The organism is Thiomicrolovo immobilis (genome assembly GCF_039645955.1).
Classification (GTDB): Bacteria; Campylobacterota; Campylobacteria; order Campylobacterales; family Sulfurimonadaceae; genus Thiomicrolovo; species Thiomicrolovo diazotrophicus.
Map to the genome: position 1 here is coordinate 35,797 of NZ_CP147916.1, position 26,523 is coordinate 62,319.

The 26,523-nt window shown below is 61.6% G+C and carries 28 protein-coding genes; 7 read left to right on the forward strand and 21 right to left on the reverse strand.

The annotated features are described in order from the left end of the window. Positions 1-177: 177 nt before the first annotated feature. Positions 178-2,274 (forward strand): TonB-dependent receptor, encoded by a 2,097-nt coding sequence (locus WCX72_RS00180; RefSeq protein WP_345970210.1) that lies wholly within the window; start codon positions 178-180, stop codon positions 2,272-2,274. Between the two features lie 12 nt (positions 2,275-2,286). Continuing rightward, positions 2,287-3,657: a 4Fe-4S binding protein gene (locus WCX72_RS00185; protein WP_345970211.1), complete on the forward strand. Its 1,371-nt coding sequence runs from the start codon at positions 2,287-2,289 to the stop codon at positions 3,655-3,657. 15 nt (positions 3,658-3,672) lie between these two features. On the opposite strand, the gene WCX72_RS00190 is transcribed toward WCX72_RS00185, so the two are convergent. Continuing rightward, complete coding sequence (locus WCX72_RS00190; protein WP_345970212.1) at positions 3,673-4,365, reverse strand: MerR family transcriptional regulator; 693 nt, start codon at positions 4,363-4,365, stop codon at positions 3,673-3,675. Positions 4,366-4,456: 91 nt separating this feature from the next. Here WCX72_RS00190 and WCX72_RS00195 point away from each other — a divergent pair, with 91 nt between their 5' ends. The 5 genes from WCX72_RS00195 to WCX72_RS00215 all read left to right on the forward strand — a co-directional run bounded on the left by WCX72_RS00195 (position 4,457) and on the right by WCX72_RS00215 (position 7,128). After that, a complete protein-coding gene (locus tag WCX72_RS00195; RefSeq protein ID WP_345970213.1) occupies positions 4,457-4,969 on the forward strand; it encodes a YeeE/YedE thiosulfate transporter family protein in 513 nt (170 codons plus the stop codon). Further along, complete coding sequence (locus WCX72_RS00200) at positions 4,966-5,565, forward strand: YeeE/YedE thiosulfate transporter family protein (RefSeq protein ID WP_345970214.1); 600 nt, start codon at positions 4,966-4,968, stop codon at positions 5,563-5,565. Before WCX72_RS00195 ends, WCX72_RS00200 begins: the two co-directional genes overlap by 4 nt. A gap of 48 nt (positions 5,566-5,613) precedes the next feature. Then, positions 5,614-6,144, forward strand: coding sequence for a carboxymuconolactone decarboxylase family protein (locus WCX72_RS00205; protein WP_345970215.1), 531 nt, complete (start codon positions 5,614-5,616; stop codon positions 6,142-6,144). Continuing rightward, positions 6,141-6,587: a DsrE family protein gene (locus WCX72_RS00210; RefSeq protein WP_345970216.1), complete on the forward strand. Its 447-nt coding sequence runs from the start codon at positions 6,141-6,143 to the stop codon at positions 6,585-6,587. The genes WCX72_RS00205 and WCX72_RS00210 overlap by 4 nt, the downstream gene beginning before the upstream one ends. 130 nt (positions 6,588-6,717) lie before the next feature. Next, positions 6,718-7,128 carry a DUF1566 domain-containing protein gene (locus WCX72_RS00215; protein ID WP_345970217.1) on the forward strand — a complete coding sequence of 137 codons (411 nt, stop codon included), beginning with the start codon at positions 6,718-6,720 and terminating at the stop codon, positions 7,126-7,128. 6 nt (positions 7,129-7,134) lie between these two features. Here WCX72_RS00215 and WCX72_RS00220 read toward each other — a convergent pair whose 3' ends face one another. The 20 genes from WCX72_RS00220 to WCX72_RS00315 form a co-directional block, all read right to left on the reverse strand. Continuing rightward, positions 7,135-7,794 carry an EF-hand domain-containing protein gene (locus tag WCX72_RS00220; RefSeq protein ID WP_345970219.1) on the reverse strand — a complete coding sequence of 220 codons (660 nt, stop codon included), beginning with the start codon at positions 7,792-7,794 and terminating at the stop codon, positions 7,135-7,137. A gap of 65 nt (positions 7,795-7,859) precedes the next feature. Then, positions 7,860-8,567, reverse strand: coding sequence for a pirin family protein (locus tag WCX72_RS00225; RefSeq protein WP_345970220.1), 708 nt, complete (start codon positions 8,565-8,567; stop codon positions 7,860-7,862). A 116-nt stretch (positions 8,568-8,683) separates the two neighbouring features. Next, the gene (locus WCX72_RS00230; protein WP_345970221.1) at positions 8,684-9,133 is read right to left on the reverse strand and encodes a MarR family transcriptional regulator; all 450 of its coding nucleotides are present in this window, start codon (positions 9,131-9,133) and stop codon (positions 8,684-8,686) included. 102 nt (positions 9,134-9,235) lie between these two features. Next, positions 9,236-10,057 (reverse strand): DUF4405 domain-containing protein, encoded by an 822-nt coding sequence (locus tag WCX72_RS00235; RefSeq protein ID WP_345970222.1) that lies wholly within the window; start codon positions 10,055-10,057, stop codon positions 9,236-9,238. 32 nt (positions 10,058-10,089) lie between these two features. Continuing rightward, positions 10,090-10,527 carry a heme-binding domain-containing protein gene (locus WCX72_RS00240; protein WP_345970223.1) on the reverse strand — a complete coding sequence of 146 codons (438 nt, stop codon included), beginning with the start codon at positions 10,525-10,527 and terminating at the stop codon, positions 10,090-10,092. 12 nt (positions 10,528-10,539) lie between these two features. Next, on the reverse strand, positions 10,540-13,611 hold the full coding sequence (locus WCX72_RS00245) for a CusA/CzcA family heavy metal efflux RND transporter (protein WP_345970224.1): 3,072 nt from the start codon (positions 13,609-13,611) through the stop codon (positions 10,540-10,542). Next, positions 13,608-14,654: an efflux RND transporter periplasmic adaptor subunit gene (locus tag WCX72_RS00250; RefSeq protein WP_345970225.1), complete on the reverse strand. Its 1,047-nt coding sequence runs from the start codon at positions 14,652-14,654 to the stop codon at positions 13,608-13,610. The genes WCX72_RS00245 and WCX72_RS00250 overlap by 4 nt, the downstream gene beginning before the upstream one ends. Beyond that, the gene (locus WCX72_RS00255) at positions 14,651-15,838 is read right to left on the reverse strand and encodes a TolC family protein (protein ID WP_345970226.1); all 1,188 of its coding nucleotides are present in this window, start codon (positions 15,836-15,838) and stop codon (positions 14,651-14,653) included. The genes WCX72_RS00250 and WCX72_RS00255 overlap by 4 nt, the downstream gene beginning before the upstream one ends. A 75-nt stretch (positions 15,839-15,913) precedes the next feature. Continuing rightward, the gene (locus tag WCX72_RS00260) at positions 15,914-16,219 is read right to left on the reverse strand and encodes a hypothetical protein (protein WP_345970227.1); all 306 of its coding nucleotides are present in this window, start codon (positions 16,217-16,219) and stop codon (positions 15,914-15,916) included. 62 nt (positions 16,220-16,281) lie between these two features. After that, positions 16,282-17,547, reverse strand: a complete 1,266-nt coding sequence (locus WCX72_RS00265) for a DUF2202 domain-containing protein (RefSeq protein WP_345970228.1) — start codon at positions 17,545-17,547, stop codon at positions 16,282-16,284. Between the two features lie 72 nt (positions 17,548-17,619). Then, entirely contained in the window at positions 17,620-18,417 is a 798-nt protein-coding gene (locus WCX72_RS00270; RefSeq protein ID WP_345970229.1) for a class I SAM-dependent methyltransferase, read from the reverse strand. After that, a complete protein-coding gene (locus WCX72_RS00275) occupies positions 18,395-19,231 on the reverse strand; it encodes a substrate-binding domain-containing protein (RefSeq protein ID WP_345970230.1) in 837 nt (278 codons plus the stop codon). The genes WCX72_RS00270 and WCX72_RS00275 overlap by 23 nt, the downstream gene beginning before the upstream one ends. Next, entirely contained in the window at positions 19,231-21,201 is a 1,971-nt protein-coding gene (locus WCX72_RS00280) for a TonB-dependent receptor (protein WP_345970231.1), read from the reverse strand. Before WCX72_RS00280 ends, WCX72_RS00275 begins: the two co-directional genes overlap by 1 nt. Continuing rightward, positions 21,198-22,223, reverse strand: coding sequence for an LLM class flavin-dependent oxidoreductase (locus tag WCX72_RS00285; RefSeq protein WP_231019587.1), 1,026 nt, complete (start codon positions 22,221-22,223; stop codon positions 21,198-21,200). The genes WCX72_RS00280 and WCX72_RS00285 overlap by 4 nt, the downstream gene beginning before the upstream one ends. Before the next feature lie 10 nt (positions 22,224-22,233). After that, complete coding sequence (locus tag WCX72_RS00290) at positions 22,234-22,875, reverse strand: class I SAM-dependent methyltransferase (RefSeq protein ID WP_231019588.1); 642 nt, start codon at positions 22,873-22,875, stop codon at positions 22,234-22,236. A gap of 47 nt (positions 22,876-22,922) precedes the next feature. After that, positions 22,923-23,648, reverse strand: a complete 726-nt coding sequence (locus tag WCX72_RS00295) for an energy transducer TonB (RefSeq protein ID WP_231019590.1) — start codon at positions 23,646-23,648, stop codon at positions 22,923-22,925. Then, positions 23,645-24,064: a biopolymer transporter ExbD gene (locus tag WCX72_RS00300; protein WP_231019592.1), complete on the reverse strand. Its 420-nt coding sequence runs from the start codon at positions 24,062-24,064 to the stop codon at positions 23,645-23,647. The genes WCX72_RS00295 and WCX72_RS00300 overlap by 4 nt, the downstream gene beginning before the upstream one ends. Next, on the reverse strand, positions 24,061-24,498 hold the full coding sequence (locus WCX72_RS00305) for a MotA/TolQ/ExbB proton channel family protein (protein WP_231019593.1): 438 nt from the start codon (positions 24,496-24,498) through the stop codon (positions 24,061-24,063). Before WCX72_RS00305 ends, WCX72_RS00300 begins: the two co-directional genes overlap by 4 nt. Further along, on the reverse strand, positions 24,488-25,498 hold the full coding sequence (locus WCX72_RS00310) for an ABC transporter substrate-binding protein (protein ID WP_345970232.1): 1,011 nt from the start codon (positions 25,496-25,498) through the stop codon (positions 24,488-24,490). The genes WCX72_RS00305 and WCX72_RS00310 overlap by 11 nt, the downstream gene beginning before the upstream one ends. Next, positions 25,482-26,522, reverse strand: coding sequence for an ABC transporter substrate-binding protein (locus WCX72_RS00315; RefSeq protein WP_345970233.1), 1,041 nt, complete (start codon positions 26,520-26,522; stop codon positions 25,482-25,484). The genes WCX72_RS00310 and WCX72_RS00315 overlap by 17 nt, the downstream gene beginning before the upstream one ends. Between the last annotated feature and the right edge of the window lies 1 nt (position 26,523).

A 26,523-nucleotide genomic window follows, 5' to 3' on the forward strand; every position in this document is an offset into this window, starting at 1 on the left:
CGATTGACGATCACATAAACCTTAATCGTTTCAAAAAATTGGATGATGCGCATTAAAAAGATTTATTTTAATCAAAAAGAATAAATGTCGTTAAATCCCCCCTGGCAGGGCCTTTCTCACTTAACACTTAGGTAACACTCTTCTAATAATATTATGTATTATATTTAAGGAGTGTGTATGAAAAAGGGGCTTTTATTAAGTATCCCGGCGGCACTCACGACGCTGATGGGAGCGGATACCTACTCCCTGGACGCCGTGAGTGTCACCGCGACAAAATTCGAACGTGAAACCAAAGAGGTGCCGCAGAGCGTCGCTGTCGTCGACAACGAGGAGATCGAAGAGCGCAACGTACTCAACGTCAAAGATGCCATTGAAACGATCCCGGGGGTCATCACGATGAGCAAAAACAACGGCTACGACAGCCGGCTCATTATCCGAGGCGCGGGGCTGAAAGCGCGCTACGGCATCCGGGAGATCATGGTCATGCGCGACGGGGTCCCGATGACGGACCCGGACAGTTTCACGCGGATGGATTTCATCGACGTTGACGACATGGAGAGCGTCGAGGTCTTCAAAGGGCCGGGTTCGATCTACGCGGCCAATGCCAGCGGCGGGGTCGTCTTTATCAAGTCCAAATCCGTTTTCGATACGGACAACAACCGTGTCAAGATCGGGTACGGCACCTATGACACCCTCAATGCCAACGTCAAGGGCTCCTTTGCGATCGACGAGAGCAACTATGTCGGCGTCAGCGTCTCCCGTCGCCAGTCCAGCAACAACTGGCGCGACTGGAACGAGTTCGATACGACCCAGGCGAGCCTGAAATACGGCCACCTCTTCGAGGATGACGCTTCGCTGCAGATGGAGTTTGCCTATACCGAAGCGAACCTGCAGCTGCCCCAGTCTCTCAGCGCCGACGAATTCGCCGCCTTCAAAGAGACGGGGGAGACGACGAACACCAACGGCGCGTGGCAGCAGAGCGGCCGCTACTCCGATACCTACTTCTTCAACGTGCAGTACGAGAAGAGCTTCGGCGACCTGACCTTCAAACCGCAGGCGTATTTCACGAAGTGGGGACACTACCACCCGGTCACGGGGCTGATCAACGATGCCCCGGACAACTACGTCGTCGGGACGGACCTCGCTTTTGATGCGAAACATACGCTTTTTAATCGCGACGCCTCCCTCGTCTTCGGCCTGACGGCGCGCAGCGACATCCGCGACAACAGCAAGAAGTACACCTACCGCGACACCATCGACGTCCCGGGACCGAGCACGCGTATTATCAAAGTCACCTCCGATGCGAAAGGGGATCTGGCCGGGGTCGAAGACGGTACGAGCACGCTTTACGGCTTTTACGTGCAGGAGACCTTCGCGCCCGCGGAGCGGCTGCTCGTGGACGTGGGGCTGCGGTACGACCACCTCTCCTTCGATATCGACGGGACGGAGTACCTGGCCTACGACTACGCCGACGGCAACTACACAACAGGCGAGGGCGACTACAGCGTCACCGAGTCCTACGATCTCTTGTCGCCGAAAGTCGGCGCGACGTTCGCGCTCACGGAGACGCTCAACGTTTACGGCCTCATCGCCGCGGCGAACCAGGCGCCGACGGACAGCGAAGTGCGGGCCAACCTCACCTACGGCAGTTCTCCGTCGCTCAAAGCCTCGCTGTCGGTCAACTACGAGATCGGTATGAAGCAGCGCAGCCGCGACTGGAGTATGGATCTGTCGCTCTACTACAATGCCGTGCGCGACGAGATCGTGGCGGTTAAGGGGGCCGACAATACGACCTATTACACCAATGCGGGCAAAACGAAACGCATCGGGGCGGAGCTCAGTCTCGATTACCTCGTCAACGACGTGGTGGACGTCGGTGCCAACGGCGCATGGTTTGATTACAGCTATAGCGATTACGTCGACGGCGGGGTGGATTATTCCGGTAACAGGCAGCGCTACATCCCCGATTACCAGTATTCGCTCTTTGCCGGATACCATGACGGCAGCCTCTCCGCGCGCATCGAGGGGATCAGCTACGGTCCTTTCTACATGGACGACCTCAATACGGAGAAGTACGACGGCTTTACGCTGGTCACGAACTTGAGCCTTGCCTACACCGCCGGGCACCACCGTTACCAGTTCAACGTCAACAACCTCTTCGACCAGCGCTACGCGACGGAAGTGGACAAAACGACCGGCTACGGCGGCCCGAAGTACTACTACACGCCGGGCATGCCGCAGTTCGCGATGTTGACCTATACCTATACGTTCTAAAAGGAGGAGCAGATGGTCGATCATATGACGCGGAGGAGAAACGACCTGCTGGGCTGGCCGCTGGTAGCGGCTCTGTTTAAGAACAAGCGCGTCCTTTTCATCGTGCGGACGGCGGCTGCGCTGCTTTTCGTCTCCGCGATAGGGTTCGGCCTGCGCTATCCGGCCGTGGCGGAGAACCCCTATACCACGGCCGTTTTCTGGTCGCTGTTCTGGCCCTTTTTCATGATCGTCAGCATCGTGCTGATCGGGCCGGGATTCTGCGGGGTCTGCCCCCACGGGGTGATCGGCCGTTTCTTTTCGAAAATCGGTGCGCAAAAGGAGGCGCCGGCGTGGCTGAAGCATCGCGGCATCGGGCTGGGCATCCTGATCGCGGCCTACTGGGTGCCGGTCTACCTTTTTCCGGGCGCGCTTAAGACCCCATGGGTCGCCGCGGCACTCTTTGCCGGGCTGACGCTGCTGGCACTCTTCGTCTTCTCCCGTTACAAGGATATGGCCTACTGCACCTACCTCTGCCCGATCGGCAGCGTGACCAAAAGCTACGGGAAACTGGGGGCGGTCCGTTTGCAGACCTACCGCGACGCCTGCGACTCGTGCACGACCTTTGACTGCGCGAAAGCCTGTGGGACAGGGTTGCAGCCCTACCTCTTCGAGAAGAAAAACTCCATGCGCGACTGTACGCTCTGCATGGATTGCGCGCAGGCCTGCGAGGCGGTATCGCTGCAGCTGGTGAAACCTTCCAAAGGGATGTTCGGCGAGGTCAACGACCGCCACACCATCCACACCTATGTTTATATCCTGCTGCTGGCGATCATTACCATCACCATGCATTTCCACCACGGGCTCGGGCATTCGCCGGTAAAGACGCAGACACCGTGGTACGCGGCGGGGCAGTGGCTCGCATCGTTCCTGCCCCAGGGCGTGGACTGGGTCGGTTTTGCGGCACTCGTCATGGCGCTGGGCGTCACCGGCGCGCTCGTGCTCGGCGGCTATGCCGTCGCCGCGGTGCTGGCGAACAAGCCCTTTAAGAGCTTCCTGCACCGCAACAGCTACGCCCTGGCCCCGATGATGATCATCGGGTCGCTTTCACACGTGGGGTCGTTCTTCTTCCTGGAGTACGCCTCCGACCTCGCCAACGCCTGGTACTGGTTGACCGGTAGTACGGAGACGATGCGCCCGTTGGCTTCCATGCGCGACGGCTGGGTCCACCTCTTCTCGCTTTTCGGCTATGTCGGGGCCCTCTGGAGCGCCGTCATCCTCTACAGCCGCCTGGGCATGTACGAGTTTTCCACGGCCAAACGTCTGGCGGCCTTTGCCGCTTCGGGGGCGATGATCTGGTTTTATATCGGGCTGCTGGTGCTCTCAGTGGTAGTCAGGAGTCACTGACCGGGGCTGAAAACCTTATGAACGCGTCTCGTCCGCGTTGAGTTCCGCTTTCAGGGCGGAGACGAAGACCTTGTAGGTGTTCCGGTCGAAGAGGTAGGGCTTGGCGGCAAAGAGGGTCTCGAAGAGGATCTTCCACAGCGTCGAGAAGTTGTCGTCCGTCCGGGCGTTGCAGAGGCTTTGCTGCATCTGCCGCTCGAGGACGGCGAGTCCTCTGGCGTGTTCGGCGTAGGCTTTGAGGATGTCGGGGGCGACCCCGACGCTCTCGAAGGCGGCGGCCAGGTTGACGATGGCCGCGTCTTTATGGGTGAAGTCCGCCTCCCCCGTCGGCAGGAGGATGCCCGTCTCCATCAGCCGCCGAACGACGGCGGCGTCCAGCTCGAACGCCTCGACAAACTCCGCCTCCGTATAGTGTTCCGCGTCGGCGGGGACACGGCTGAGGGTATTCATCAGCGGTTCGATCATCGACAACGAGCTCGAAAGCGACCGGTTCGGGTTGCCCAGCGCCGCCTTGATCTGCTCGATGCTGCTTCCCACCTCCTCTTTCATATACCGGATGTAGCGCAGCCGCTCCACATGTTCGTCGTTATAGCGGTGGACGTTGGGTTTGAGCTTTCGCGCCTCGGGCAGCAGCCCCTCTTTGATGTAGTAGAGGATGGTCGATTTGGGCACTCCGGTCTTGGCGACGACTTCCGAGATCTTATACTCCACCGTGTTCCTTGTTCAAGAAAGTTTAAGCATTATAGCATAGAATTCAAAACGTAAAGTATAACTTGACGATTTACAAAACAAGGGGGTCATTATGCCTCGTACAATACCTTGGTGGGCCGGCGGCATCCTGATGAGCCTGCTCTTCTTTTTCACCTTTTCCGAATGGGGAGCGGGGCGGCCGATCGGCGCCTCGACGGGCATGGCCTATCTCTCCGAGGTGCTGTTCGGCCTTGATGCCGACAGGCATGAATACACGGCCCTGATCGAGACGTCGGGCGCCTGGGAGGGGGTGATGCTGATCGGCGTCTTTTTCGGCGGCCTCTTCATGTCGCTCTTCGTGACGAAGACCTTTCACATCAGCTTTATCCCGACACTGTGGAAAGCGCGCAAAAACAGCTCGGTCCCTTCGCGGATGGTCTGGAGCTTCATCGCCGGTTTTCTCCTCGTCTACGGGGCGCGTCTTGCCGGCGGCTGCAACGCGGGGCATATCCTCTCCGGGGGGAGCCAGACCGCCGTCAGCGGGATGATCTTTACCGTCGTCGCGCTGGGAACCGGGATGATCACCGGCCGCTTCTTCTATAAACGCAAAAAGAGCTGCGCATGATTGAGCGCATCACCCATATGTTCGACGTCGTTGCGGCGCAGGGGCACGGTTCTGTCTGGACGGTGCTCTTCATCGGTTTCTGTTTCGGGGCGGTCATCCTCTGGTCCCGGCTCGACAAGTTCGAGAAGATGGCGGGTTTCATGATCTTCGAAGATACCCTGGCGCCCCGCATGGCGATGATGACGGTAGCGCTTTCGGGGGTCGGATTTTATGCGCTCGTACAGGGAGGCTTTGCGGAGTATCAGGTGAAACCGACCCTACTGGGCGGGCTGCTGGTCGGCGCGGTGCTGTTCGGCATGGGCCTGGTGATCCTCGGCAAATGCCCCTCGGCCTTTTTCGTCTCCGTCTCCGAAGGGCGCGTCGATGCGCTGGTGGGCGTGATCGGCGGGATGGTCGGCGGTGCGGTGTTCACCCTCACTTTTCCCCGGATCAAGCAGCTCATGGGGCCGGACCTGGGAGCGATCCGGCTCAGCGACGTGCTGGGCGGCTATGAACTCATGATCGTGCTGGTGCTGAGCCTGACGCTCTTCGTCGTCGCCCTGCTGATCCCGACCGTCGACTACCACGACCCGGCCGATGAGAACCCAAAGCGTTAAGTACGACTTAACGCTTTTTCAATTAGAATTGTCGCAAAGGAGAAGAAGATGGCATATATAGCACTACCCGAATTCGAGGAGATGTCCCCGGCAATCCAGGAGAAGGCGCGCCCCATCCTGGAGAAGACAGGAAACCTCGGCGAGATTTTCAAACTGCTGGCGCTGGACGAGAAGGTCTATTTCGCCACCGACATGATGGTCCAGAAGTTCCTGCTGGAGCCGACGGAGCTCTCCTATGACATCAAAGAGGCGATCGCCCTGCTGATCTCCAAGGAGAACAGCTGCAAGATGTGCGTCGACGTGCACAAGAACATCGCGAAGATGCTGGGACTGAGCGAGGAACGCATCACCCAGATCCTCGAGGGGATCGACAGCATCACCACCGATGAGAAAGAGAAGGCGCTTCTGCGCTTCTGCGTCCGCGCATCGAAAAAAGACAACTACAAGATGCAGCAGGAGGATATCGATGCCCTCAAGGCGCTGGGCTACAGCGACGTGCAGATCATCGAGGCCGTCGCGATTACCGGGTATTTCAACTACATCAATACCCTCTCCAACGTCTTCGGTCTGGGGCAGTGAAACGGTTCCCGGCCCTTCTGGCGCTGCTGGCGGTCCTGGCATCGGCCCAGGAGTACAAGGCGGTCTTCGACTGCAGCTCTTCCAACCCGCGCTATATCCTTTCACGGTTCAACCTCATTGAAAAGACCATGCAGATGATCGAGGCCCAGGGCGATACGGTCCGTTTCGCCGTGACGATGCACGGCGGCTGCGCCAAGGTGGCCTCGGAGAGCGCCGATTACCTCGTTCCCGAGGAGGAAGTGCTCTATGTCAAGAAGGCGCAGGAGAGTCTGGAACGCCTCTCCAAAGCCAAGACGGTGGAACTGGTTGTCTGCGCCATCGCGCTGGAGGGCAACGGTATCGACCGCGAAGACGTGCTGCCCTACCTGCGCATCTCGGAAAACAGCTACCTCGATACCATCGCGTACCAGAACAGGGGCTACGCCCTGATGCCGCTCAAGTAGGCGGTGTTTATTAAGCGTTCGCACAATCCGTTTAGGATTTGATGCGTCATTACGTTCCCGTGAGAGAGGACGGGAACGGCTCCCGGCGGCAGGCGAGGACCCGCCGTACCGGTGATGAAAAGGAGGGTAAATGATTCGAGTGGTTTCTCTGCTGCTTGTGGTTTCCGCGCTGGCCTGGGCAGGCTGGAAGCGCAGCGGTGACACGGTCATCGATACGACGGCGAAACTGCAGTGGCAGGACAATGCCATGGCGGCCAAGAAAGATACGGTCTGGAAAGATGCGCGCAGCTACTGCGCGAACCTGGAGCTTGAGGGGTTCCGCGACTGGCGTCTGCCGACGCGGGCGGAACTGCAGACACTGCGCAAGGCGGCGGCCGCGAAGAAGGTGGGGCTCAAAAACACGGTCTCCAACGCCTACTGGACCTCGGAGATCTACCGCAAAATGCCCATCAATGCCTGGGCTGTCTACTGGGGCAACGGCCACATGTTCGATACGGACCGCTGCGACGAAGCGCATGTGCGCTGCGTCCGCAAGCGCTGACGTGTCTTAGCGGTTCGGGCCGCCCATTCCGCCACCGCTGCATTTCATCCCTTTGCCCATTCCCTGGCCGCCGGGGCGCTGCTGCATCTGGTTCATCTGGTGGTTTTTGAATTCGGTGGGATCGATTGTTCCGTCCCCGTTGGTATCGACGTCGCCGAAGGCGGGTGCATTGGCGGCATTACGCATCATTTTGCCGCTTTCGGCCTGCTTGGCCATCCGCGCCTGCTGGGCGTTCTCGAACTCGGTCTGGGTGATCGCACCGTCGCCGTTTGCGTCAAAGTCGTTGAAAGAGGACATCATTCTGCCCTGCATTCCGCCTTGCATACCGCCCGGCATTTTGTTCTGGGCTTTGCCCATGCCCTGACCCATACCGGCGGGACGCTGCTGCATCCGGTTCATCTGATGGTTTCTGAATTCGGCGGGATCGATCATGCCGTCCCCGTTGGCATCGATGTCACCGAAAGCGGGCGCATTGGCGGCGTTGCGCATCATCTTGCCGCTCTCGGCCTGCTTGGCCATCCGCGCCTGCTGGGTGTTTTCGAACTCGGTCTGGCTGATCATGCCGTCGCCGTTCGCGTCAAAATCGTTGAATGAGGACATCATTCCCTGTGCGGCGAACAGGGTTCCTCCGAGCAGCAGTGCCGCCGCGAGACTCATACGTTTCATCTAATTCTCCTTAGGGTGCGTTCTAGTAATAATGATACTCCAATGTGAGTAAACCGTGAGTGACTTCACATCGGCACGTCGAAAAGGAGGACCTTCGCGTCGTGCACGGCAACGAGATCATGGACATTGTCATCCATCATCTGCAGTTCGTCCCGGGCACCGAGGCGCAGATCCTCGACCGCGACCTCCCCCTCGATGACAAAGAGCAGTCGCGCATGGCCCGGTGCGACCGTCGGCAGCGCCAGGGTCCGGCCCGCATCGATGTCGCTGACATGAATGGCGGCGTCCTGCTTGATGCGGATCGAATTCTCCCGGCCGTCCCCGCTGACGAGGAGGGTCCAGCGGTTGGGGTGATAAAAGGCGTTGAAATCGCGCTGTTCGTACCGGGGGCTGCCGCCCTCCTCGTCGGGGTATATCCAGATCTGGAAGAGGGCGGTCTTTTCCGTTTCGGAGGCGAATTCTGAGTGGGCGATGCCCGCGCCCGCGCTCATGTACTGGATCTCCCCGGCGCGGATGACGCCCGCGTTCCCTGCGGAGTCGCGGTGCTTCAGCGCGCCTTGCGTGACGATGGAGACGATCTCCATATTGCGGTGAGGGTGGGTGCCGAACCCCTGCCCGGCTTCAATGATGTCGTCGTTGATCACCCGCAGGGCCCCGAAACCCATCCGTGCGGGGTTGTAGTAGTCGGCAAACGAAAAACTGAAGCGGCTGTGCAGCCATCCGTGTTCGGCGACACCCCTATCAGAGGCGCGGTGGACAAACATTCTTGACATAATGGTCTCCTTTGAATTTGTTTCGGCATAAAGCGCCGGCAGCGGCAGAAACAGCATCTGAAGAAATGTGCGGCGTTTCATGGTATTCTCCGGTGTTGACGCGTCGGGCAAAGGTCCTATTGCGCTTTTTCCAGCTTGCGCAGCAGGCGCGACAGGGTATGAAGCTCTTCGGTCTCCAGCGCGGCACCGTACCACGCCGCCAGGTTGCGGACGTGCTCCGGGAAGTGGGCCGCGATCAGGCTCTGCCCCGCTTCGGTGATCTCCACCATGCGGATGCGCCGGTCCGTTTCGCTTGGGTAGACTCGGACCCACCCTTTGCTTTCAAGGTTCTTGATGACGACGGTGATGTTGCCCGGCGTACTGAGGATCAGTTCGGTGATCTGGCCGACCCGCAGCGTACCGAGATGGTAAAGGGCTTCGAGAATGGCGAACTGCGCCATCGTCATCCCCTGGTCGGCGATGGTCGCCGTCTCCTTCGTACGGAGCTTGTTGAAGGCGCGCGACAGTTCGATATGCGTCCGCAGTACGGCGTCTTCGAGCGTACCGTACTGTTGTGTGCGTTTCATGGCGTCTCCTTTACAGAGCGTATAGGAGCATTATATTACTAATTAGTAATAATGTCAACGGCGACCGCTGCAATGCAAAGCGTTCCCCCCGGGGAGGAGGGTTTACGGCAGGGCTTGCAGGGTTTCGAAGAGGGTGTAGGGGGTGGTTCCGAGCTGTCCGGCGGCGTCGCGCATGGTGGTCTGCGGTGTGGCGATGACGCCCTGCTCTTCGAGATAGGCGAGCGCCTTTTCCAGGTCGATATGCCCCGCCTCGGCGAGCGACCCGATGCTTCTGCGTCCCATACCGCTGAGAGGCGCGACGCTCTGCTGCGCCTGCGCGCGCGGCAGCATGGTGTTATAGACCTTCTGCGCGGAGACGCCGTTTTCAACCGCAATCTGCTCCAGGGTCTGCTGGCCGTTTTTCGCACGGAAACCGGCGTCGCGCAGCCGCTTGAGCGCCGTAGGCGTATCGATACCGTTCTGGGGCGCGAGGAGGGCGACGGTGGCCTCTTCGGCATGGCCGAACGGCGGGGCGCCTACCTGCCGTTCCCAGTAATCCTTGATCGCCGTATTGAGGTTGACGATGCTCTGCATCGGCGGCAGGTGGAACATGGTGGCACCGACGAAAAAGAGGTTGAGTAGTACGGCGGCGAGGAACTCTTTTTTCAGCGGGTTCAGACGGTGCGCATGGGTCTTGAGGTAACTGACCAGCGGTTTCCAGTTGTAGTAGATGTGCCAGACACCGGCGGTCAGAAAGAGGAACATCGAGGTGATGTGCAAGTCGGTGTATTGGGTCTTGCTCAGTCCCAGCAGCGTCCAGTCGGTCCAGAACGCGATCTTCCCTTTCGGGGTGAAAAAGAGCATGATGCCCGTGTAGCTCATCACGAGAAACGAAAGCCCGAGGGTCAGCGAGACCGTTTTTTTGAGCGAGAATTTATCTTCCATTGGTTGTCCCTTTTGCGCGCTAGGCGCGCGGTTCAATGTCCGTGTTTTTCGGTGCCGAACGTTGCCTTCAGTCCGGCGATCAGCGCTGTTTTTTCCTCCGGAGTGAGTCGCGCCTCTGGGTGGGTCGGCAGGTAGACGAGCGGTGGCATCTCATTCTCTTCGACCTCTTCCGCGGCTTCATCGCCGTCGTTTTTCTTTTGCACGCCCCAGAGGGAGACGTTGAAATGTTCACGCCCCTCTTCAACATCGTGGGCGACGAGCCAGGAGACGGGGGCGACGTGGCTGTACCAGGGCCAGACGGTTTCATTGGAGTGGCAGTCGGCACAGGCGCGCATAAAGAGCGTGCGGGTCTGCGGCGTGTCCCACGCCGGTTCGGCCATAACCGGAGGATTAGTATGGTCGTGGCCGAAGGGAATGATCTGGATGGCCGTGACGAAAGCCAGGGTACCGATAAGCAGTTCCGTTTTCATCAACACTCCTTTTCACACAGTATATTGTAACTCTTTCTTCGCTTCGATCCGCCGGTAGAGGATCGGCAGGATGATCAGGGTAAGCAGGGTCGAGCTGATCAGCCCGGTGATCACGACGACGGCGAGGGGCTTCTGGATCTCCGAACCGGGACCGGTGGCAAAGAGCATCGGCACGAGGCCGAAGGCGGCGATGAGCGCCGTCATCAGGACCGGGCGAAGGCGCCGTCTGGCCCCCTCGATCACCGCGTTCTCCAGGGGCATCGTTTTGATCAGTTCGTTGAAATAGCTGACCATAACGACCCCGTTGAGTACGGCGATCCCCAGCAGGGCGATAAAGCCGACCGATGCCGGGACGGAGAGGTAGTGGCCGCTCGCCATCAGTCCCGCGATCCCCCCTGTCAACGCCAAAGGGATCATCGCGAAGACGGCCGCGGCCTGCCGCAGGGAGCGGAAGGTGAAGAAGAGGATCATAAAGATCACCGCCAGGGCGATGGGCACGACGACGGAGAGGCGCGCCATGGTGCGCTGCTGGTTTTTGAACTCCCCGCCGTACTCGAGGCGGTACCCTGCCGGGAGGGCCACCTCCTGCTCGATTTTCGCGGCGATCGACGCCACGTAGGTCGTGAGGTCTGTCCCGCTGACGTTGGTCTGGATGGAGACGAAGCGCTGGGCTCCCTCGTGCTTGATCTCGACGCTCCCCTCCGTGCGCTCAATGTGCGCGATATTGGAGAAGGCGATGCGCTCGCCCGCCGGGGTCGTGAGGTAGATCGACGAGAGCGGCAGGTCGTTTTGCGCGTAATCGCCGCGGATGAGGATGGAGAACTGCTTCATCCCTTCGTAGATCTTGCCCGCCTCGGCGCCCATCACGGCGATGGCGAGGATCTGCGCCGCTTCGTCAAGGTTGAGGCCGTACTTGGTGAGCTGTTTCTTGTCGAACACGACCTGTTGGTAGCTGACCCCCTCGTTCTGGCGCATGTAGACGTCCTCGCTCCCCTCGGTCGATTTCAGAAGGTCGGCGATATTCGTCCCCAGGGTGTTGAGGGTCTCGATGTCGTCGCCGAAGAGCTTGACGACGACGTCGCCGCGCGCACCGGTGAGCATCTCGGAGGTGCGCATCTCGATGGGCTGGGTGAAGCCGTACTCGATCCCGGTGATCCCTTCAAGCACCGTGCGCATCTGCGCGCGGAGCCAGTCGGTGTCGGGTGTACGCCACTCGGACTTGGGATGCAGCACGAGGAAGGTATCGGTGTCGTTTAGCCCCATGGGGTCGAGTCCGATTTCGTCCGAGCCGCTGCGGGAGATGATGGATTTGATCTCGGGCACCGCGGCCATGAGCTGCTGCTGGATCTGGGTGTTGAGCATGATCCCCGCCGGGATATTGATGGCGGGGTCGGACTCGACACCGATGACGATATTGCCTTCGTCCATCGTCGGCATAAAGGTCTTGCCGACGCTGCCGAACATGTAAACGGAGAGCGGTACGAGCAGCACCAGCAGGAGGTAGATCGGTTTTTCGAACCGGAAGGCGCGGATGAGCGTCGGGATGTAGATCTCCTCGAGCTTGCGCACGAGCCAGGTCGGTTCGTCGTGGGCCTTTTTGATGCTCATCCCGGCAATGACGGGGATGAGGTAGAGGGCGAAGAGGATGGAGGAGGCGAGGGTAAAGACGATGCTCAGCGCCACCGGGGCGAAGAGTTTGCCCTCGAGCCCCTGCAGCATCAGCAGCGGCGAGAAGATCGTGATAATGATGACGACGCCCGAGACGATGGGGAGGCTCACCTCTTTGGCCGCCAAGTAGATAAGGCGGCTGCGCGGTTCATGGGCGTATTTGGGGTGCCCCAGCCAGGCGACGATGTTTTCGACCATAACGACGGCGGAGTCGACGATCATCCCGATGGCGATGGCGATCCCGCCGAGGCTCATCAGGTTGGCGCTGATGCTGAAGAGGTGCATCAGGATGAAGGCGCTCAGAATCGCCATCGGCAGGATCAGCGCAACGGTGAGCGCAGAGATGATGTCGCCGAGCATCAGCAGCAGGATGACGATGATGAGCACGACGGCTTCCATCAGTGCCTTTTGGACGGTGTTGACGGCCTTGCCGACGAGATCGCTGCGGTCATAGAAGACGTCCAGCTTCGTGCCCTCGGGCAGGTTCTTTTCCAGGGCGGCCAGGCGCGTTTTGACGGCGGACACGGTGCGGGAGGCGTCGGCGCCTTTGAGGCCGAGCACGAGCCCTTCGACCGCTTCGCCTTTGCCATTCTTGGTGACGTAGCCGTAGCGGGTGACGGCCCCGACGCTGACATCGGCGACGTCGCCGACGTAGACGGTGCTGCCCTCGCGCTGGGCGAGGACGAGCTCTCGGATGCTTTCGATGCCGGTCTGTTTCCCCAGCACGCGGACGATCATCGCCTCGTCGCCCTGCTCGATCCGTCCGGCGCCGTAGTTGGCGTTGTTGCGTTCGATCACCTCGATGAGTTGGGAGACGGGGATGCCGTAGGCGGAGAGGCGGGCAAAATCGGGCTTGACGATGAAGCTTTTCACGAGGCCGCCCAGCGCATTGACGTCGGCGACGCCGGGAACGCTGCGCAGGGACGGACGGATCGTCCAGTCAAGCAGGGTACGCTTCTCCATCAGGCTGAGGGTCTCGGACTCGATCGTGAACATCAGGATCTCGCCCAGCGGAGTTGTAATGGGGGCGATCCCCCCGCCGATGTTCTCGGGAAGCTCCTTCTTGACGGCCGTAAAACGCTGGTAGACGCGGTCGCGGGCCCAGTAGAGGTCGGTCCCCTCCTCAAAGTCGATCGTGATGTCGGCCAGCGCGTACTTGGAGATGGAGCGGACCATCGTCTGATGGGGAATGCCCTGCATCTCCAGTTCGACGGGGATGGTGATCTGCTGCTCCACTTCGCTCGGGGTCATGCCCGGGGCCTTGATGATGATCTTCACCTGGGTCGAGGAGACGTCGGGAAAGGCGTCGATGACGAGCTTCCCGTAGGAGAGCACACCGTAGACGGCGACGGCGGCGGCCAGCAGGAGGATGATGATGCGCTGCGAGAGCGCGAAACGCAGCAACGCGTCCATCATTCACCCCCGGCGGCGGCGCTGCGCAGCGCCAGCACGGAGGAGGCGGCAACGCGGTCCTCCGCGCTCAAAGCGCCGGTGACGTAGCAGAACCCCTCGCGGCGCGAAAGCACGGTGACGGCGAGCGGTTCGAAGCCGTCACTGCGCTTGGCGAAGACGACGCTGCGTCCGTCGAGCTCGGTGACGGAAGCGGCCGGCACTTTCCACGCCTTCGCGGTGCGCGAGAGCGCGATGTTCATACTGGCGCCGCCCCGTTCGCCGCATTCGTCGCCCTCGTGAAGGTCGATGGTGCGGGTCTGCGAGACGGGGTCGATCTGCGGCGCCTTGGCGAAGACCGTGAAGTGCTTGCCGTCGGCGCTCAGCTTCTCCCCCAGGGCGAGGGTATCGGCGGTCTCCCACGGCATGTCGATCTCGAAGTGGCACTCCGTCGTGTCGATAAGCTGGGCCAGGACGGCGCCTTCGGCAACGTAACCGCCCTTTTGCGCGTTCATCGAGGCGATGCTTCCCGTCGCCGGGGCGGAAATGGTCAGGACCGGGTCGGGCTTGTGCTGCGCGGCAATGCGCTTGAGCTGCGAAGGTGTCAGGCCGTAGGCGAGCAGGACGTCGCGCTGGAAAGCGGCAGAGGCGTCGAGTTTCTGACGACGGTTGCGGCTCTCGGTCAGCTGCTTGGAGGCGACGACCCCTTTGCTCGCCAGCGGCTCGAGGCGTTTGACCTCTTTGTCGTAGTACTCCAGCTCCAGCAGGGTCGCGATGTACTCAGACTGCATATCAAGGAGTTTCGGGCTTTTGAGCGTAAAAAGCGTCTGCCCTTTTTTCACATGGGCAAAGGGTTTGACGGCGACGCGGGTCACGAACCCGTCGGTGTTGGCGCTGACGGTAAAGCGGGATGCGGGCGGATAGGTGTAGGTGCCGAGGTAGTTGCCGAGGGGGAGCTGTTCCTGGGCTTTGGGCGCGCTCAGGGCTACCTGCAGGGTGCCGGGGTCGATCCGGTCGGCCGCGGCGAGCGGCAGCATGAGGGTGAAGAGTATGGGCATAATGTATTTCATTTTTTATCCTTGGTAGCGGGGGTGATGCCGAGATCGGCAAAGAGGCCTGCTTCGGCCTTCAGCGCATTCGCGCGGAGCTGGACCCCCTCCATGAGCAGGGCGAAGAGCATCTTCTGGCTGTCGATGTATTCGAGGTAGCTCGCCTCGGAGCCCATAAAGCGCTCCTCCAGCAAAACGGTCGTCTCGTATGCCTCGGGGATCATCTCGTCGTTCAGCCGTTTCAGGTTTTGCTGCCGGGTCTGCTGGGCCGCGTTAAACGCGGCGACCCGTGCGGCGAGCTCGCTGCGCATGGCGCGCAGTTCGGCGCCGGCGGCGAGAGCGTCGCGGTGGGCGGCCTCGCGGTCGTTGGCGCGGCGGCTTCCCAGGCCGAGGGGGAGGGAGACGTGGAGGTTGGCGCGCTGAACGTCCATCTCGTCGTCATAACCCGCGGCGAGCGTTACCTCCTGCAGCCAGCTGTTGCGATAGGAAGCGAGGGCTTTCGCACTGCCGTGGCGGTTTTCGAGCTGCCGCAGCAGCGGGGCGTCGGCGAGCAGGGTCTCCGAGGGGAGGGCGATGGTGTCGGGGAGGTCGTGGCAGAGCAGGCTCTCGGCTTCCGTCTGCGCCGTGGCGCTCAGGAGGCGGAAGCTCTCTTCGTAGCGGCTGTTGAGGTCGTCGATCTGCAGGGTCAGGGTTTCGACGTTCAGCCGGCTGCGCAGCCAGGCGCTGCGGTCGAACTCGCCCCCTTCCATCCCGGTGCGGATCAGTGTTTCCATCTGCACACCGCGGGTTTTGGCGTCTTCGAGCAGCCAGAGCTCCTCTTGGAGGGTGCAGGCATCGATATAGTAGGCATAGACGCGGTTTTGCAGGCGTGCCATTTCAAGTGCGGCGGTCATCTCGCTGCCGGTGCCGAAGAGCCGTTCCAGTCTGCCGGTATCGGCGGTGCGGAAAGGTTTTTCAACGCTGACGTGGTACTCCATGGCATTTTTTGACATGGACTTGGCGTCGGCGTAGCCCGCCTGCGCGTTGAGGGCGGGACCGTCGGTCAGGAGTTCGCTGCGCCGCTGCAGGCTGTTCGCCTGCGCGGCGAACTGCCGCGCCTTCGCTGCGTCGGAGTGCGCGGCGGCATCGAGGAACTCCTGCAGTGAGACCGGGGCCGCCGAGAGCGACACGGCGGCACAGAGGGCCAGAAGTCGTAGGGGTGTCATTGATGTTACCTTTTATGTGGGCCGGCACAAGGGGGTGCGTGCCCATGGGAATTTTAAAGTGTGTCGGAAAAAAAGTTAGGCTAAAGGGGGCTTGGAGGGGACGGGTGAAATATAGGAGTGGAGCTGCTGCGCTGCGGTGTGGCTCCGGAGGGCAACGGGCCGGTCGGCGGCGGGAAGGGGCGATGCCTCCGGGATGCTCATCAGGGAGTGGATGTGTTCGTGGATCTTGGTGGGCAGATCAAGCGCGCCGGTGCTGCTTTGCGCGAGGCAAAGTTCGTATTGGGTGTCGGTATCCACATCCGCCATGACGTAGTCGTGGACCACGAAGAAGGAGAAGGCCGACAGCAGAACCGAGAGCAGGAGCTGGCGCAGTGTTTTCATTTCGCAGGATTCTAACCAAACAAGCCTGTCCAAAACTGAAGATTCGCACTTAGGCAAAATCTTTAGGCCCCGCCTCCACCGCGGGTATCGGGGTACGCTTCGGGCGTTTTGCAGAAGGTCTCGCCGAGCACGCAGCACCCTTCCGATACGCCGAGCACTTTGAGGGCGCCGTCAAAGGCCCAGTAGTGGTTGTAGCTGCCTTTGCGCAGGGTGGTAAAGGTCGCGGCAAGGTCATCGGCCTCCGCCGCCGCTGCCAGAGCGATATTGACATTAAGGTCATTGACGTCGGTGACTTCGACCATGCAGCCCGTCTCCAGGGCGTCCCGGTCGCTTTGCACACCCTTGGCGTAGAGTTCGTCATAGAGGGATTGGACAGCGGCGTCGGGGAAGATGCCTGAACCGTAGGCCTGCAGCTCTTCCGCGCTGTAGTGCGCATGCTCGCCGTCGATATCGGTGATATTGATGTCGTAGGCCTGCAGCAGGCTTGCGATGGCGGCCTGGTGCTGGCTCTCGGACATCATTGCGATATTGTAGAACTCCCTGTGCGGCCATTCCGCGTGCAAAGCGAGGTAGAGCTCTTTGGCCATCTTCTCCTCATTCCACATAAACGCCAGCGTCCCTCTGAGGGTACTGTTGAGCTCGGAGAGCAGCGGTGTGCCATCACCTTCGCCGAGCTGGCGGTTCATCGCGTCGGCTTCGGCCTGGGTCATCGTCTGCAGCCCGAGCTCGTTTCTGATGAGGTAGCGTTCGCGCTTCGTGGCGTTGAACTCTCCGGAGCTGTACTCTCCGATCCGCGCGGCAATCTGCGTCTGCAGGCTCTGCATGACTTTCAGCGTCAGAGTGGAGGGGTCGCTGACGTTGTGCTCGACGCAGTATTTGTAGAGCTCGTCGCTGATGGCGGCAATAGTGCTGTCGCCGGAGGGCGTCGCATTGTAGAGGCGCGTTTCGCTCAGGTTGAAATCGTTTTGCAGCATCGTCGCGATCTGGGCCTTGTGCGCCAGGGAGGAGACGAGGGTGAGGGCGAGTCCCTGCGGCGTCTGCAGTTTCAGTTCCGGTGCGGGGAGGTCGCCGGCATCGATAATGCCGTTACGGTTGATGTCGATGACACCTCCCAGAGTGGTGACGGGGTAGACCGGATCATTGGCGAAGCGATAGCGGCCACCCGAGAGCATCGCCGCCTGTTGTCCCGAGGCATCGGTGACAAGCGCGTAGAGCATCGGGCCGCGTTCGGCGGTGACCTCGGTCGCGCTGCCGCCGCCGGCGCTGCCGCAGCCGCCGAGCCAGAGGGCCGCGGCTCCGGCGCAAAAAGCATAAACGAGGGGTTTCATGTACAATCCTTGGAAGCTGAAATCGTCGTGCCAGTGTACGCAAAGAGTGTTAGGGGTGTGTTAGACGGCGCCTCAGTGCGCCGTCTCCCAGGCGACGAAGGCCCAGTTGAAAGGGCGGGGGTGGCGGTTGGTTTTGGCGACGACCTTGTCGTAGTAGTGGTACGCCTTCTCCTCCTCGTCGCCGGTGAGGCTGCCGAGGCTCCAGCGCAGGGAGGTGACGAAGGCGTCGGCGCTGCCGCTGTTGATGCTGCCCTGTTCGGTCTCGATGTAGTCGATGCGCGGCAGCAGCCCTTTTTGGTAGAGGATCAGCGGGATGTACCAGAAGTCGGGCTTCGGGGTGATCTGCCTGCCGATGAACTCGAGGATCTCCAGATCGACGTAGCTGCCGCCGGCCTTGTAGGTGAGGTAGCAGGCCTTCGCGGCGTGGCGCGTCATCTTCGCGAGGGCCGTTTCGATATCGCCGACTTCCAGGCTGCGCGACGCGACGGCAATGTCGGCCTGCGGCAGCGCGCTCCAGTCATCTTCCCAGCTCAGCCGGTGCGTTTCGATATTGGTGATCCCTTCGCGTTCGGCGTAGAGGCGTAGTTGTTCGAGCATCTGTTCGGCGTAATCGATCGCGATGACCTTCTTGACCTTTTTGGCCAGGGCGAGGGCCAGGGTGCCGGGCCCGCAGCCGATATCGAGTACGACGTCGTCCGCATCCAGCTCCATCTTCGAGAGGAAGGTGTCGACGTAGGGGCTGTTGACCATGCGCGGCGCCATGTCCGCGGCCTTGGCGTTCCATTCGTCCGCGCTTTTGCCTTTGAAGTCGGTGGCGAGCTTGTGGGCCTTGTACATGGTGGCAAAATCAATGGGTTCGAGAAACATCATTATCTCCTTGGCTGGGGGTGAGGGGGTAAAAGACCGGGTAGCCCGGGTGGCCGTCGATGCGGAAATCCTTCAGTATGCCCTGTGCCTGCGGCGACGTCAGAAAGGCCAGCAGTGCCTCGGCACGGGCGTGACGGGCGGCGCTGAGCCGCCCTTGGCTGCCGATGGCCGCCAGGTAGGGGCGCTGCAGGGCGGGATCGTCGAAATAGAAGCCCAGGATCTGGGGATGGTGCTGTTTGTGCATCAAAAAGGGGATGACGCCGTAAAGCGTATACCCCTTCAACGCCGCCGTTTCCTTGAGGAAACCGCGTTTGGCGGGGGTGAAACGGAGCTGCTCCGGCGGCATGCGCCACCCCTGTTTCGTGCGCAGCGCGTTGAACACTTCGAAGGTGCCGCCGCTCGCATGGACGAGGAAGGGGGCCTCCGAGGCAGCGAGCTTCGCCAGCGCCTCCTGCAGGTTCCCGGCCCCGGTCAGCCCGGCGGGATCGCTGCGGTGGCCCAGGAGCATCTGTGCGTTGCGCGTCCAGGGGGTGAGCTGCTCGAAGAGGCCGTCGGCGGCCAGGTCGGTGATGGTGTCGCTGGCATGCATCGTCACCAGGTCGACGGGGTGCTCTCTGCAGTAGGCGTCGAGCTCCGATTTGGGGCCGCTGACGACGACGTCGACAGGGATGCCGCGGGCGGCCTCAAAGGCGGCGGCGATCTGTTGCCACATGCCGCTCATGGTCATCCCGCCAATGACGGCGACGCGCAGCGGCGGCACCGGTTCCGCGTGAAGCAGTGCCGCCGAAAATAGCACGGTCAGGAAAAGGCGGCGCATCAGAAGCTGTACGTGAGTCTGCCGTAGAACTCCCGCCCCGGTTCCGGATAGCCGTCGTCGTAATAGTTCAGTTTGTCCGCCATGTTTTTGACGCCGACTTCGACCGCGACGGAGGTGATCGGCAGGTAGGTCACCTTCGCGTCGATCGTCTGCACGTCGCCCAGTTTCTCGTAGCTGCTGTCGGCCAGCTGCCCGTAGGCACCGCTCTGGCCGTGGAGGGTGACGAGGCCGCTCAGATTCGGGGCGAAAAAGACGCGGGTGAAGAGGTTGTATTCGCGCGTCGGTACGCCGATGGGCTTGTCGGAAGAGGCGCTGCCGATTTTCAGGAAAGTGGCATTCGCCCCCGCTTCGTAAACGTCGGCAATGTAGGAGAGGGCGAGCTCCGCCCCCGAACGGTAGAAGGTGCCGATGTTTTGGTTCTGCGTGCGGTTGACACCGTCCAAGGTGTCATAGTAGACGGCCTGGATGTAATCCTCCGTCACCAGGTAGAAGCCGGCCGCCTCCGCGATCCACGCATCGTTGAAGACGCCCTTGTAGGCGAGTTCGCTGTGGGTCGTCATCTCCGGTTTCAGGTCGCCGTTGGGTACCCCGTAGCCGAGCTTGTAGGAGTAGCGCTCTTTCATCGAGGGGAAATAGGTCTTTTGGGCCACGCTGAGGCGGAGGGTCTGTTTGGGGGCAAGCTCCGCGATGAAGGCCGCCTCCGGGTTCCAGGCCGATTCGTCTTTCTTGTCGTCGATCGTCGGGTCGCTGATGTAGTCGGAGGATTTGACGTCATAGCCGATGCCCGCGACAAGGGTGAAGCGCTCCGCGAAGCGGTAGCTGTCCTCCACGCCGAAGGAGAGGGTCGTATCCTCGAACTCCTCCCCCAGGGTACTGACGTTGGTCACCTTGTCGATGTCGTACCCTTTATGGTGGTCATGTTTGTAGTTTGATGAGAGGGTGAGCCGGTTGCCCGCCGCGTCGACGGTGAACTCCGCCCGGAGGCCGTAGGTCGACTCCTTGTAGTTGGATTTCCAGGCGAACTTTTTGTTCATCGTCGTCAGGTTGATGTCGTCGTAGGAGTAGAGCTTGCTTTCGTACTCCGTGTAGTAGGCCGTCGCTTTGAAGAGCCCGCCGAAGAGGGTGTGCTTCCCGACGGCGTAGAGGCTCTGCATATCCCATTTCGGCCAGTCCCAGTACTTTTCACGGCCGTAGACGGGGTCGGTGACAGTAGGCTGCTGCTTGGTCGCGTGCTGGTACATATAGCCAAGGGCGACTTCGCCGCCGTCAAGCAGGTAGCCGTATTTGGCGCTGACCTGGCGGTCGTCGGAGGCGGAATTGAGCCGGTCGCCCTCGGGCTGGACCGGGGTCGCGTCGTAGCTTTCGGGCAGACGGGAGTGATCACGGTGCTTGCCCGTCGCGGAGAGCTGCAGGTAGTAGTGCGGTTCGCGGATGCCGATGTTCCCGCCGACCATGGTACCCGTCTGGTCGCCGCTGCTGTCGATCGACCCCTGAGCGAAGACGGTGCCTTCGAAGGGGCGGCTTGGCTTTTTGGAGACGATATTGACGACCCCACCCATCGTATTGGCGCCGAAGGCCGTCGAGGAGAAGCCTTTATAGACGTCAATGTCAGCGATGTTGGTTGTCAGGTAGCGGGTGTAGTCCATATTGCCGTCATAGGGGACGTAGATGGGCACGCCGTCGTAAAAGACGCCGATGCGGCGCGAATCGAAACCGCGGATACTGATATCCGTCTCGGCCCGGCCGCCCCGGGAGTAGAATGCCACCCCCGTCATACGGGTAAGGGCTTCGGAAACCGTGGTGTCGCCGTAGATGTCGATCTGTTCGGCGTCCACCCGGTCGTTAAAGATCTCCGAGAGCAGCGGGTCGGCGGTGACGGAGACCTGGCCGAGCTCGAAGCTCTCCGCACAGAGAAGGGCAGGCGCAAGCAGCGCCGCAAGCAAGGTGGAAAGACGCGGGTTTTGTTTCATAAAGATACTCCTGGATTGAAATGGGGTCTGATCTCGGCATTGAAGCGTTCGAGCATGGCGATATCGGTGTCGGCATCCCGGCCCGCGGGTTTGAGGGAGAGATGGAGGTTGGGCAGTGCGCGGGTCAGGGCATCGATCCGGGCGATGCAGGTGTCGGGGTTGCCGAGAATGGCATTCTCAAAGAAGGCCTGCCCGTCGAAAAAGGCGCTCCGCTCCCGCAGCAGCGCTTCATAGTTTTCGGCGTCGAAACCGGGCTGAGGCTGCTCCCGCTGGGCGGCACGCATGCATTTGACGAAGTGGTCGATGGCCGGCAGGGCGGCGCGCTGCGCCTCGGCGTCGCTGTCCGCGACGGCAAAGACGCGCATGACGATCATCTCCGGGTCGTGCCCGGCGACCATGCGGTAGAAGTTCTGCGCCTCGACGCAGTCGCGCAGCGTCGCCCCCTGCGACATCATCAGGCCGTAGCCGTGCGTCGCGGCAAAGTGGATCGTCGCCTCGGACGCGAAGGTCGCCACGTAAAAAGGGAGCTGCTTCTGGAGGGGTCTCGGCGTCACCGTGCTGTTGCGAATCTGGAGGAAGTCGCCTTCGAAATCAACGCCCCTGCGCTGCAGGAGAAGTTCGACGGCTTCAACGGTCTCGAACATAATGCTGCGCAGCTCCTCTTTTTGCTGCAGGAAGTGGCGGGTGTCCGGGGCGAACCCTCCCTTGGCAAAGCCGGCGTTGATGCGGCCGCCGCTCAGGTTGTCGAGGACGGCGATGCTTTCGGCCAGTCGGACGGGATGGTAGAAGGGGGCCAGGAAGCCCGCGGTGCCGAGCCGGATGTGCTGCGTACGCGCCGCGGCGTAGGCGAGCATCAGTGCCGGGTCGGGAATGACGCTGAAGTTGTTGAAATGGTGTTCGCCGAACCACGCCTCGTCAAACCCGAGCCGCTCCGCCGCCTCGACGAGACGAAGCTGTTCATGCAGGCTCTGCGCCGTGTCGCCGCTGTAGTCTTCGGCGAGGCAAAATAAACCGATGTGCATCAGAGCCCCTCTACTTGCAGATATGGGCCCAAAAGCCGCTCTCGTCGTTAATGATCTCGAAGGAGGCGGGCTGCAGCCGTTCGAGGATCTGCGGCAGCGCATCGCGCATGGCTTTCGAGCGGTGTTTGAAACGCTCTTCCCAATTCGGTTCGCGCTCGAGCATCGTGCTGACGATCTGCTCGCGCAGTTCCGCGCTGCCGAATCCGCCGCCCACATAGGCACGGCCGCCGCGGCGCAACACGCGGAGAATTTCGCTGTAGGCCCGTTTCTGGTCATCCCAGAAGGGCGAGGAACCCCGGCTGATGACGAGATCGACGCTTTCCGAGGGGAGCGGGATGTCGTGGATATCGCCCTGGAGGAAACGGCTGCGCGCCGTAATGGCCTCCGCGTCGGCGTAGCCGCGGGCAAATTCGAGCATCTTTTCGCTCTGGTCGAAGAAGGTGACCTCGCATCCGCTCAGTCGCGCCATGGCCCGTCCCAGTGCACCTGTGCCGCAGCCGGCATCGAGACAGACGCCCCGGGTTGTCTGCGTCTGTTGAATAATCTGCGACGCGATGACCGGGTAGATGGGGGCGAAGACCTCCCTGACGATGGCATCAAAGCCGGAAGGGTCGCCGGCGCCTTTGTGTTTTTTGGAATGGGTCGCATTCATGGTTTTTTCCTTTATGTCAATATAGATATAACGATCTGCGATCGCGATCAGCCGCCGTGCCGGAGGTTGAAGGTGACCGGAAGGACGATGCTCAGCGCCTTCCCTTCCGGCGGTGCCTCGAAGGGTGCGGCGTTGCGGATCGTCGCCAGTGCCTGTTCGTCCAGGGTGCGGTGGCCGCTGGAACGTTGCAGGGCCAGGGCGTTGATGCTGCCGTCGCTGAGGATAATGAACCGCAGCCGCGATTCGCCTTCGAGCCGCAGCCGCCTGGCCGTCATCGGGTAGCACAGGCAGGCCTGCACCTTCTGGCGTACCCTTCCCAGATAGCTCTCGGCCGCCTGCCGGCGCTGTGCGGATGCCGAAGGGGGCGCGGGCTCGCTGACCGGTGCTTCGGACGTTTCCGCCGGGGCAGCCTGCGGTGTTTCGGGCGGTTTGGGCAGCGGCACCGCGGTTAATGCGGATTTGGACGGCGTTACCGGTGCCGGTGTAGGCTTCGGTTTTGGCAACGGTTTCACTACCGGTTTAGCCACCGGTTTCGGTTTGGGCACTACTTTCGGCGGCAGCGGCTTTTTTATTGGCGGGGCCGGGGGCTTCGGCGTCGGTGCAACGGGTTTGGGGGCCTCCGGCTCGGGGGTGCTGATATCGACCACGGCGATCTTCACGGCCTCGCGGCCGGCGGGTTCGGGGAGTTCGGTCTGTATCAGCGCCCCCGCGATCGCCGCGTGAATCGTGGTGGTCACGGTCAATGCCGTGACGAAACGGTACTGCGCTCTCATCGGGGCTGCTCCTGCTGGGTCTGGATGGCGAATGTGCTCACCTCGGCGCTTTTGCACCAGTCGATCGCCTTCACCACGAATGCGAAGGGGGTCTGTGCATCGCTGCGCACGATGACCCCCACGGCACGCTGGGTCGCGTTGAGCTCCTGCAGCCGCGTGCGCAGCTGCGTTTCGCTCACCTCCGCATCGTTGAGGTGGTAGCGGCCGTTCTCTTCGATTGTGATCACCGTCGGCTTTTTGGGCTCTTTCTGCCCCGCCTGCGCCGAACTTTTGGGAAGGGTGACCGGGATCTTCCCCTGGGCGACGAAGGTCGCCGTCGCCATGAAGATGATCAGGATGACGAGCACAATGTCCACGAAGGGGGTCATGTTGATCTCGCTGATCTCCTGATCTTCCTCCATCGCCGACGCGCTCATGCCCCCGTCTCCCGTTTGAGCAGGACCGTTTTGATGCGGCGCACGAAGTAGTTGTAGGCCATGACGCTGGGAATCGCCACAAAGAGCCCCGTTGCCGTCGCGACAAGCGCCTCGGAGATCCCGCCCATCACGGCGTTGACCCCGAAGGAGGCATCCGCGCCCAGGGTGTGAAAGGCGTTGATGACCCCGAGCACCGTGCCGAAAAGGCCGATGAAGGGGGCGTTGTTGCCGAAGGTGGCCAGAATGCCCAGCCGTTTTTCAAGTTTGAGGCGCAGCTGCGCCTCGGGGTAGGCGGAGGCGTCGGCTTCAAGGGTGCGGAAGGCGAGGAGCCGCTCGGCGATGACGAAGAGCGAGACGCTGCTCATCGCGAGCAGCACCCACAGCACGGGGTCGATCCCGATCACGGCGATGCCGAGCAGTTTGTCAGTAAGCATGGTCTGTCTCCTTGTAGTGGGGGAAGAAGATCGCCTCGAAGCGGGCCTGTTCATCCTCCTTGAGCAGCCCCGGGTAGAACTGCTGCATCAGCCAGCGGATGCCCATCAGCCGCATGAAGGAAGGGGGGCGGGTGATGTAGTTGTAGGGGTGCGCCGGCACCAGGAACAGCCGCCCCGTTTTGACTGCCCGGAGGCTGCGCCAGAGGGGGTCCGTTTGGGCATGGGCGACGAACTGCGGCTCCATCGCCACAATGACGTCGGGGTCGGCGCGCATGATGCTCTCCATGCTCACCTTCTCCATGCCGAAGTTGGAGCTCATCGTGCATACGAGGGCGTTCTGCGCCCCGGCGAAATCGAAGGGGCGTATGTGGAACGACCCCGGGCACTCCGTCGAGAGACCGTCGAGGCCTTCGGCGAAGTAGTAGCGCACTTTTTTCGCGGCGGAGAGCTGTGTGCGGTACTGCTCCAGCAGCCCCAGGCTCTCTTTGGTGTAGCGCATCAGCGTCTGCGCGCGTGTCGTGTCGCCCGAGAGCGCCCCGAAGAGCCGGAACTGCCCGATGAGGTCGCCGAGGGTGCTGTTGCGGACCATCAGGACGGGGATGCCGAGCTTTTCAAGCTTTGCGAGGATGCGGTCGGCACCGGTCATATCCCCCCACATGAGGATGACGTCGGGTTTGACCTGCAGCAGCAGCTCCATGTTGGGCGTCTGTCCCTGCCCGAAGAAGCCGCCCACGACCGGCCGCTGCGCAGCCGCCCCGGCATAGGGCTTCTGCGCGTCGGTGAAGGGGAAGTTGAGGGCGGCGACGAGCCGGGGGTCGAAGGCCAGCAGGCTCATGGTGAGGGGCGGATGCGTTGAGTAGATGGCGCGCACCGTCTCCGGCACCTCCACCGAGCGGTTGAAATCGTCCGTGACCACCCGGCCCCAGAGGGAGATGCAGGCTGCCAGCATCAGGAGCGTCAGCCGGCTGAGAAGGGTGGAAGGGTTAGAGACGGTTTTCATGGAGGGCTCCGTTGAGAATGGTCGTCAGCTGATCGGGTGTCAGGGAGACGTTGAGGAAGAGGCGGTAAAAGGCGCGGGTCGTCTCGCGGACGTCTTCGCCGTACTGTCCCGGGTAGAGGGTCGCCATCAGCCACTGCAGGCCGAGCAGCCGCATGAACGAGGGGGGACGGTCGAACCAGTTGAAGGGGAGACGGGGGATGAGGTAGACCTGCCCTTTCTGCACCGCGCGGAGGTGCTGCCACGAGGGAAGGGTACCGATGCGATCAAAAAAGGTCTGCTCCTGCACGAGGATGACGTCGGGGTCGTATTGCAGCAGGGTCTCCATGGAGAGTTTCTCCAGCCCCTTGTGGTTGGAGGTGTGGCAGCGGTGGACATTGACGTCGCCGGCGAGCTTGAGCAGCTGCACGTGGATGGCATCGTCGCATTCGGTGGAGAGGCCGTCCAGGCCCTCCGCGTAGTAGACGCGCGGGCGTTGCGATTGGGGGATGTCAGCCAGGGTCTGCTCGGCCCGTGCGAAAACGTTCTCGCTGTAGCGCGCCAGGGCTTCGCCCCGTTCGGGGAGGCCGAGGGCTTGGCCCAGGAAACGGAAGATGGCCGCATAGTCGGTCAACGCTTCGTCCTTGGCGTAGACGGCGGGCGTGTTGAGGATGCGCAGGCGCTCGGCCTCCTTCTGCGTAAACGCGTCGCGGTGCGACCACATAAGCAGCAGGTCGGGCTGCTGCGCGAGCAGGATCTCCAGGTTTGCGGACTGGCCCGGGCCGAAGACCCGACCGAGGACGGGGAGGGTCCGCATCCGTGGGTCGAGGTAGGGGTAGGCGCGTTCGTCGATCGTGAAGATCCAGCCTGCCAGCAGCGCGGGGTCCATGGCATAGAGCGCATACGAACCGTACGGCGAGGGGGCATAGACCTTTTGGGGCGCGGCGGGCACGACGACGTTGCGCCCGAGCATATCGGTGATCTCCCGTCCGCCAAGCAGGGTGCCCAGCAGCAGTGACATCAGGAGTAGAGGCGTGGTGAAGCGCATG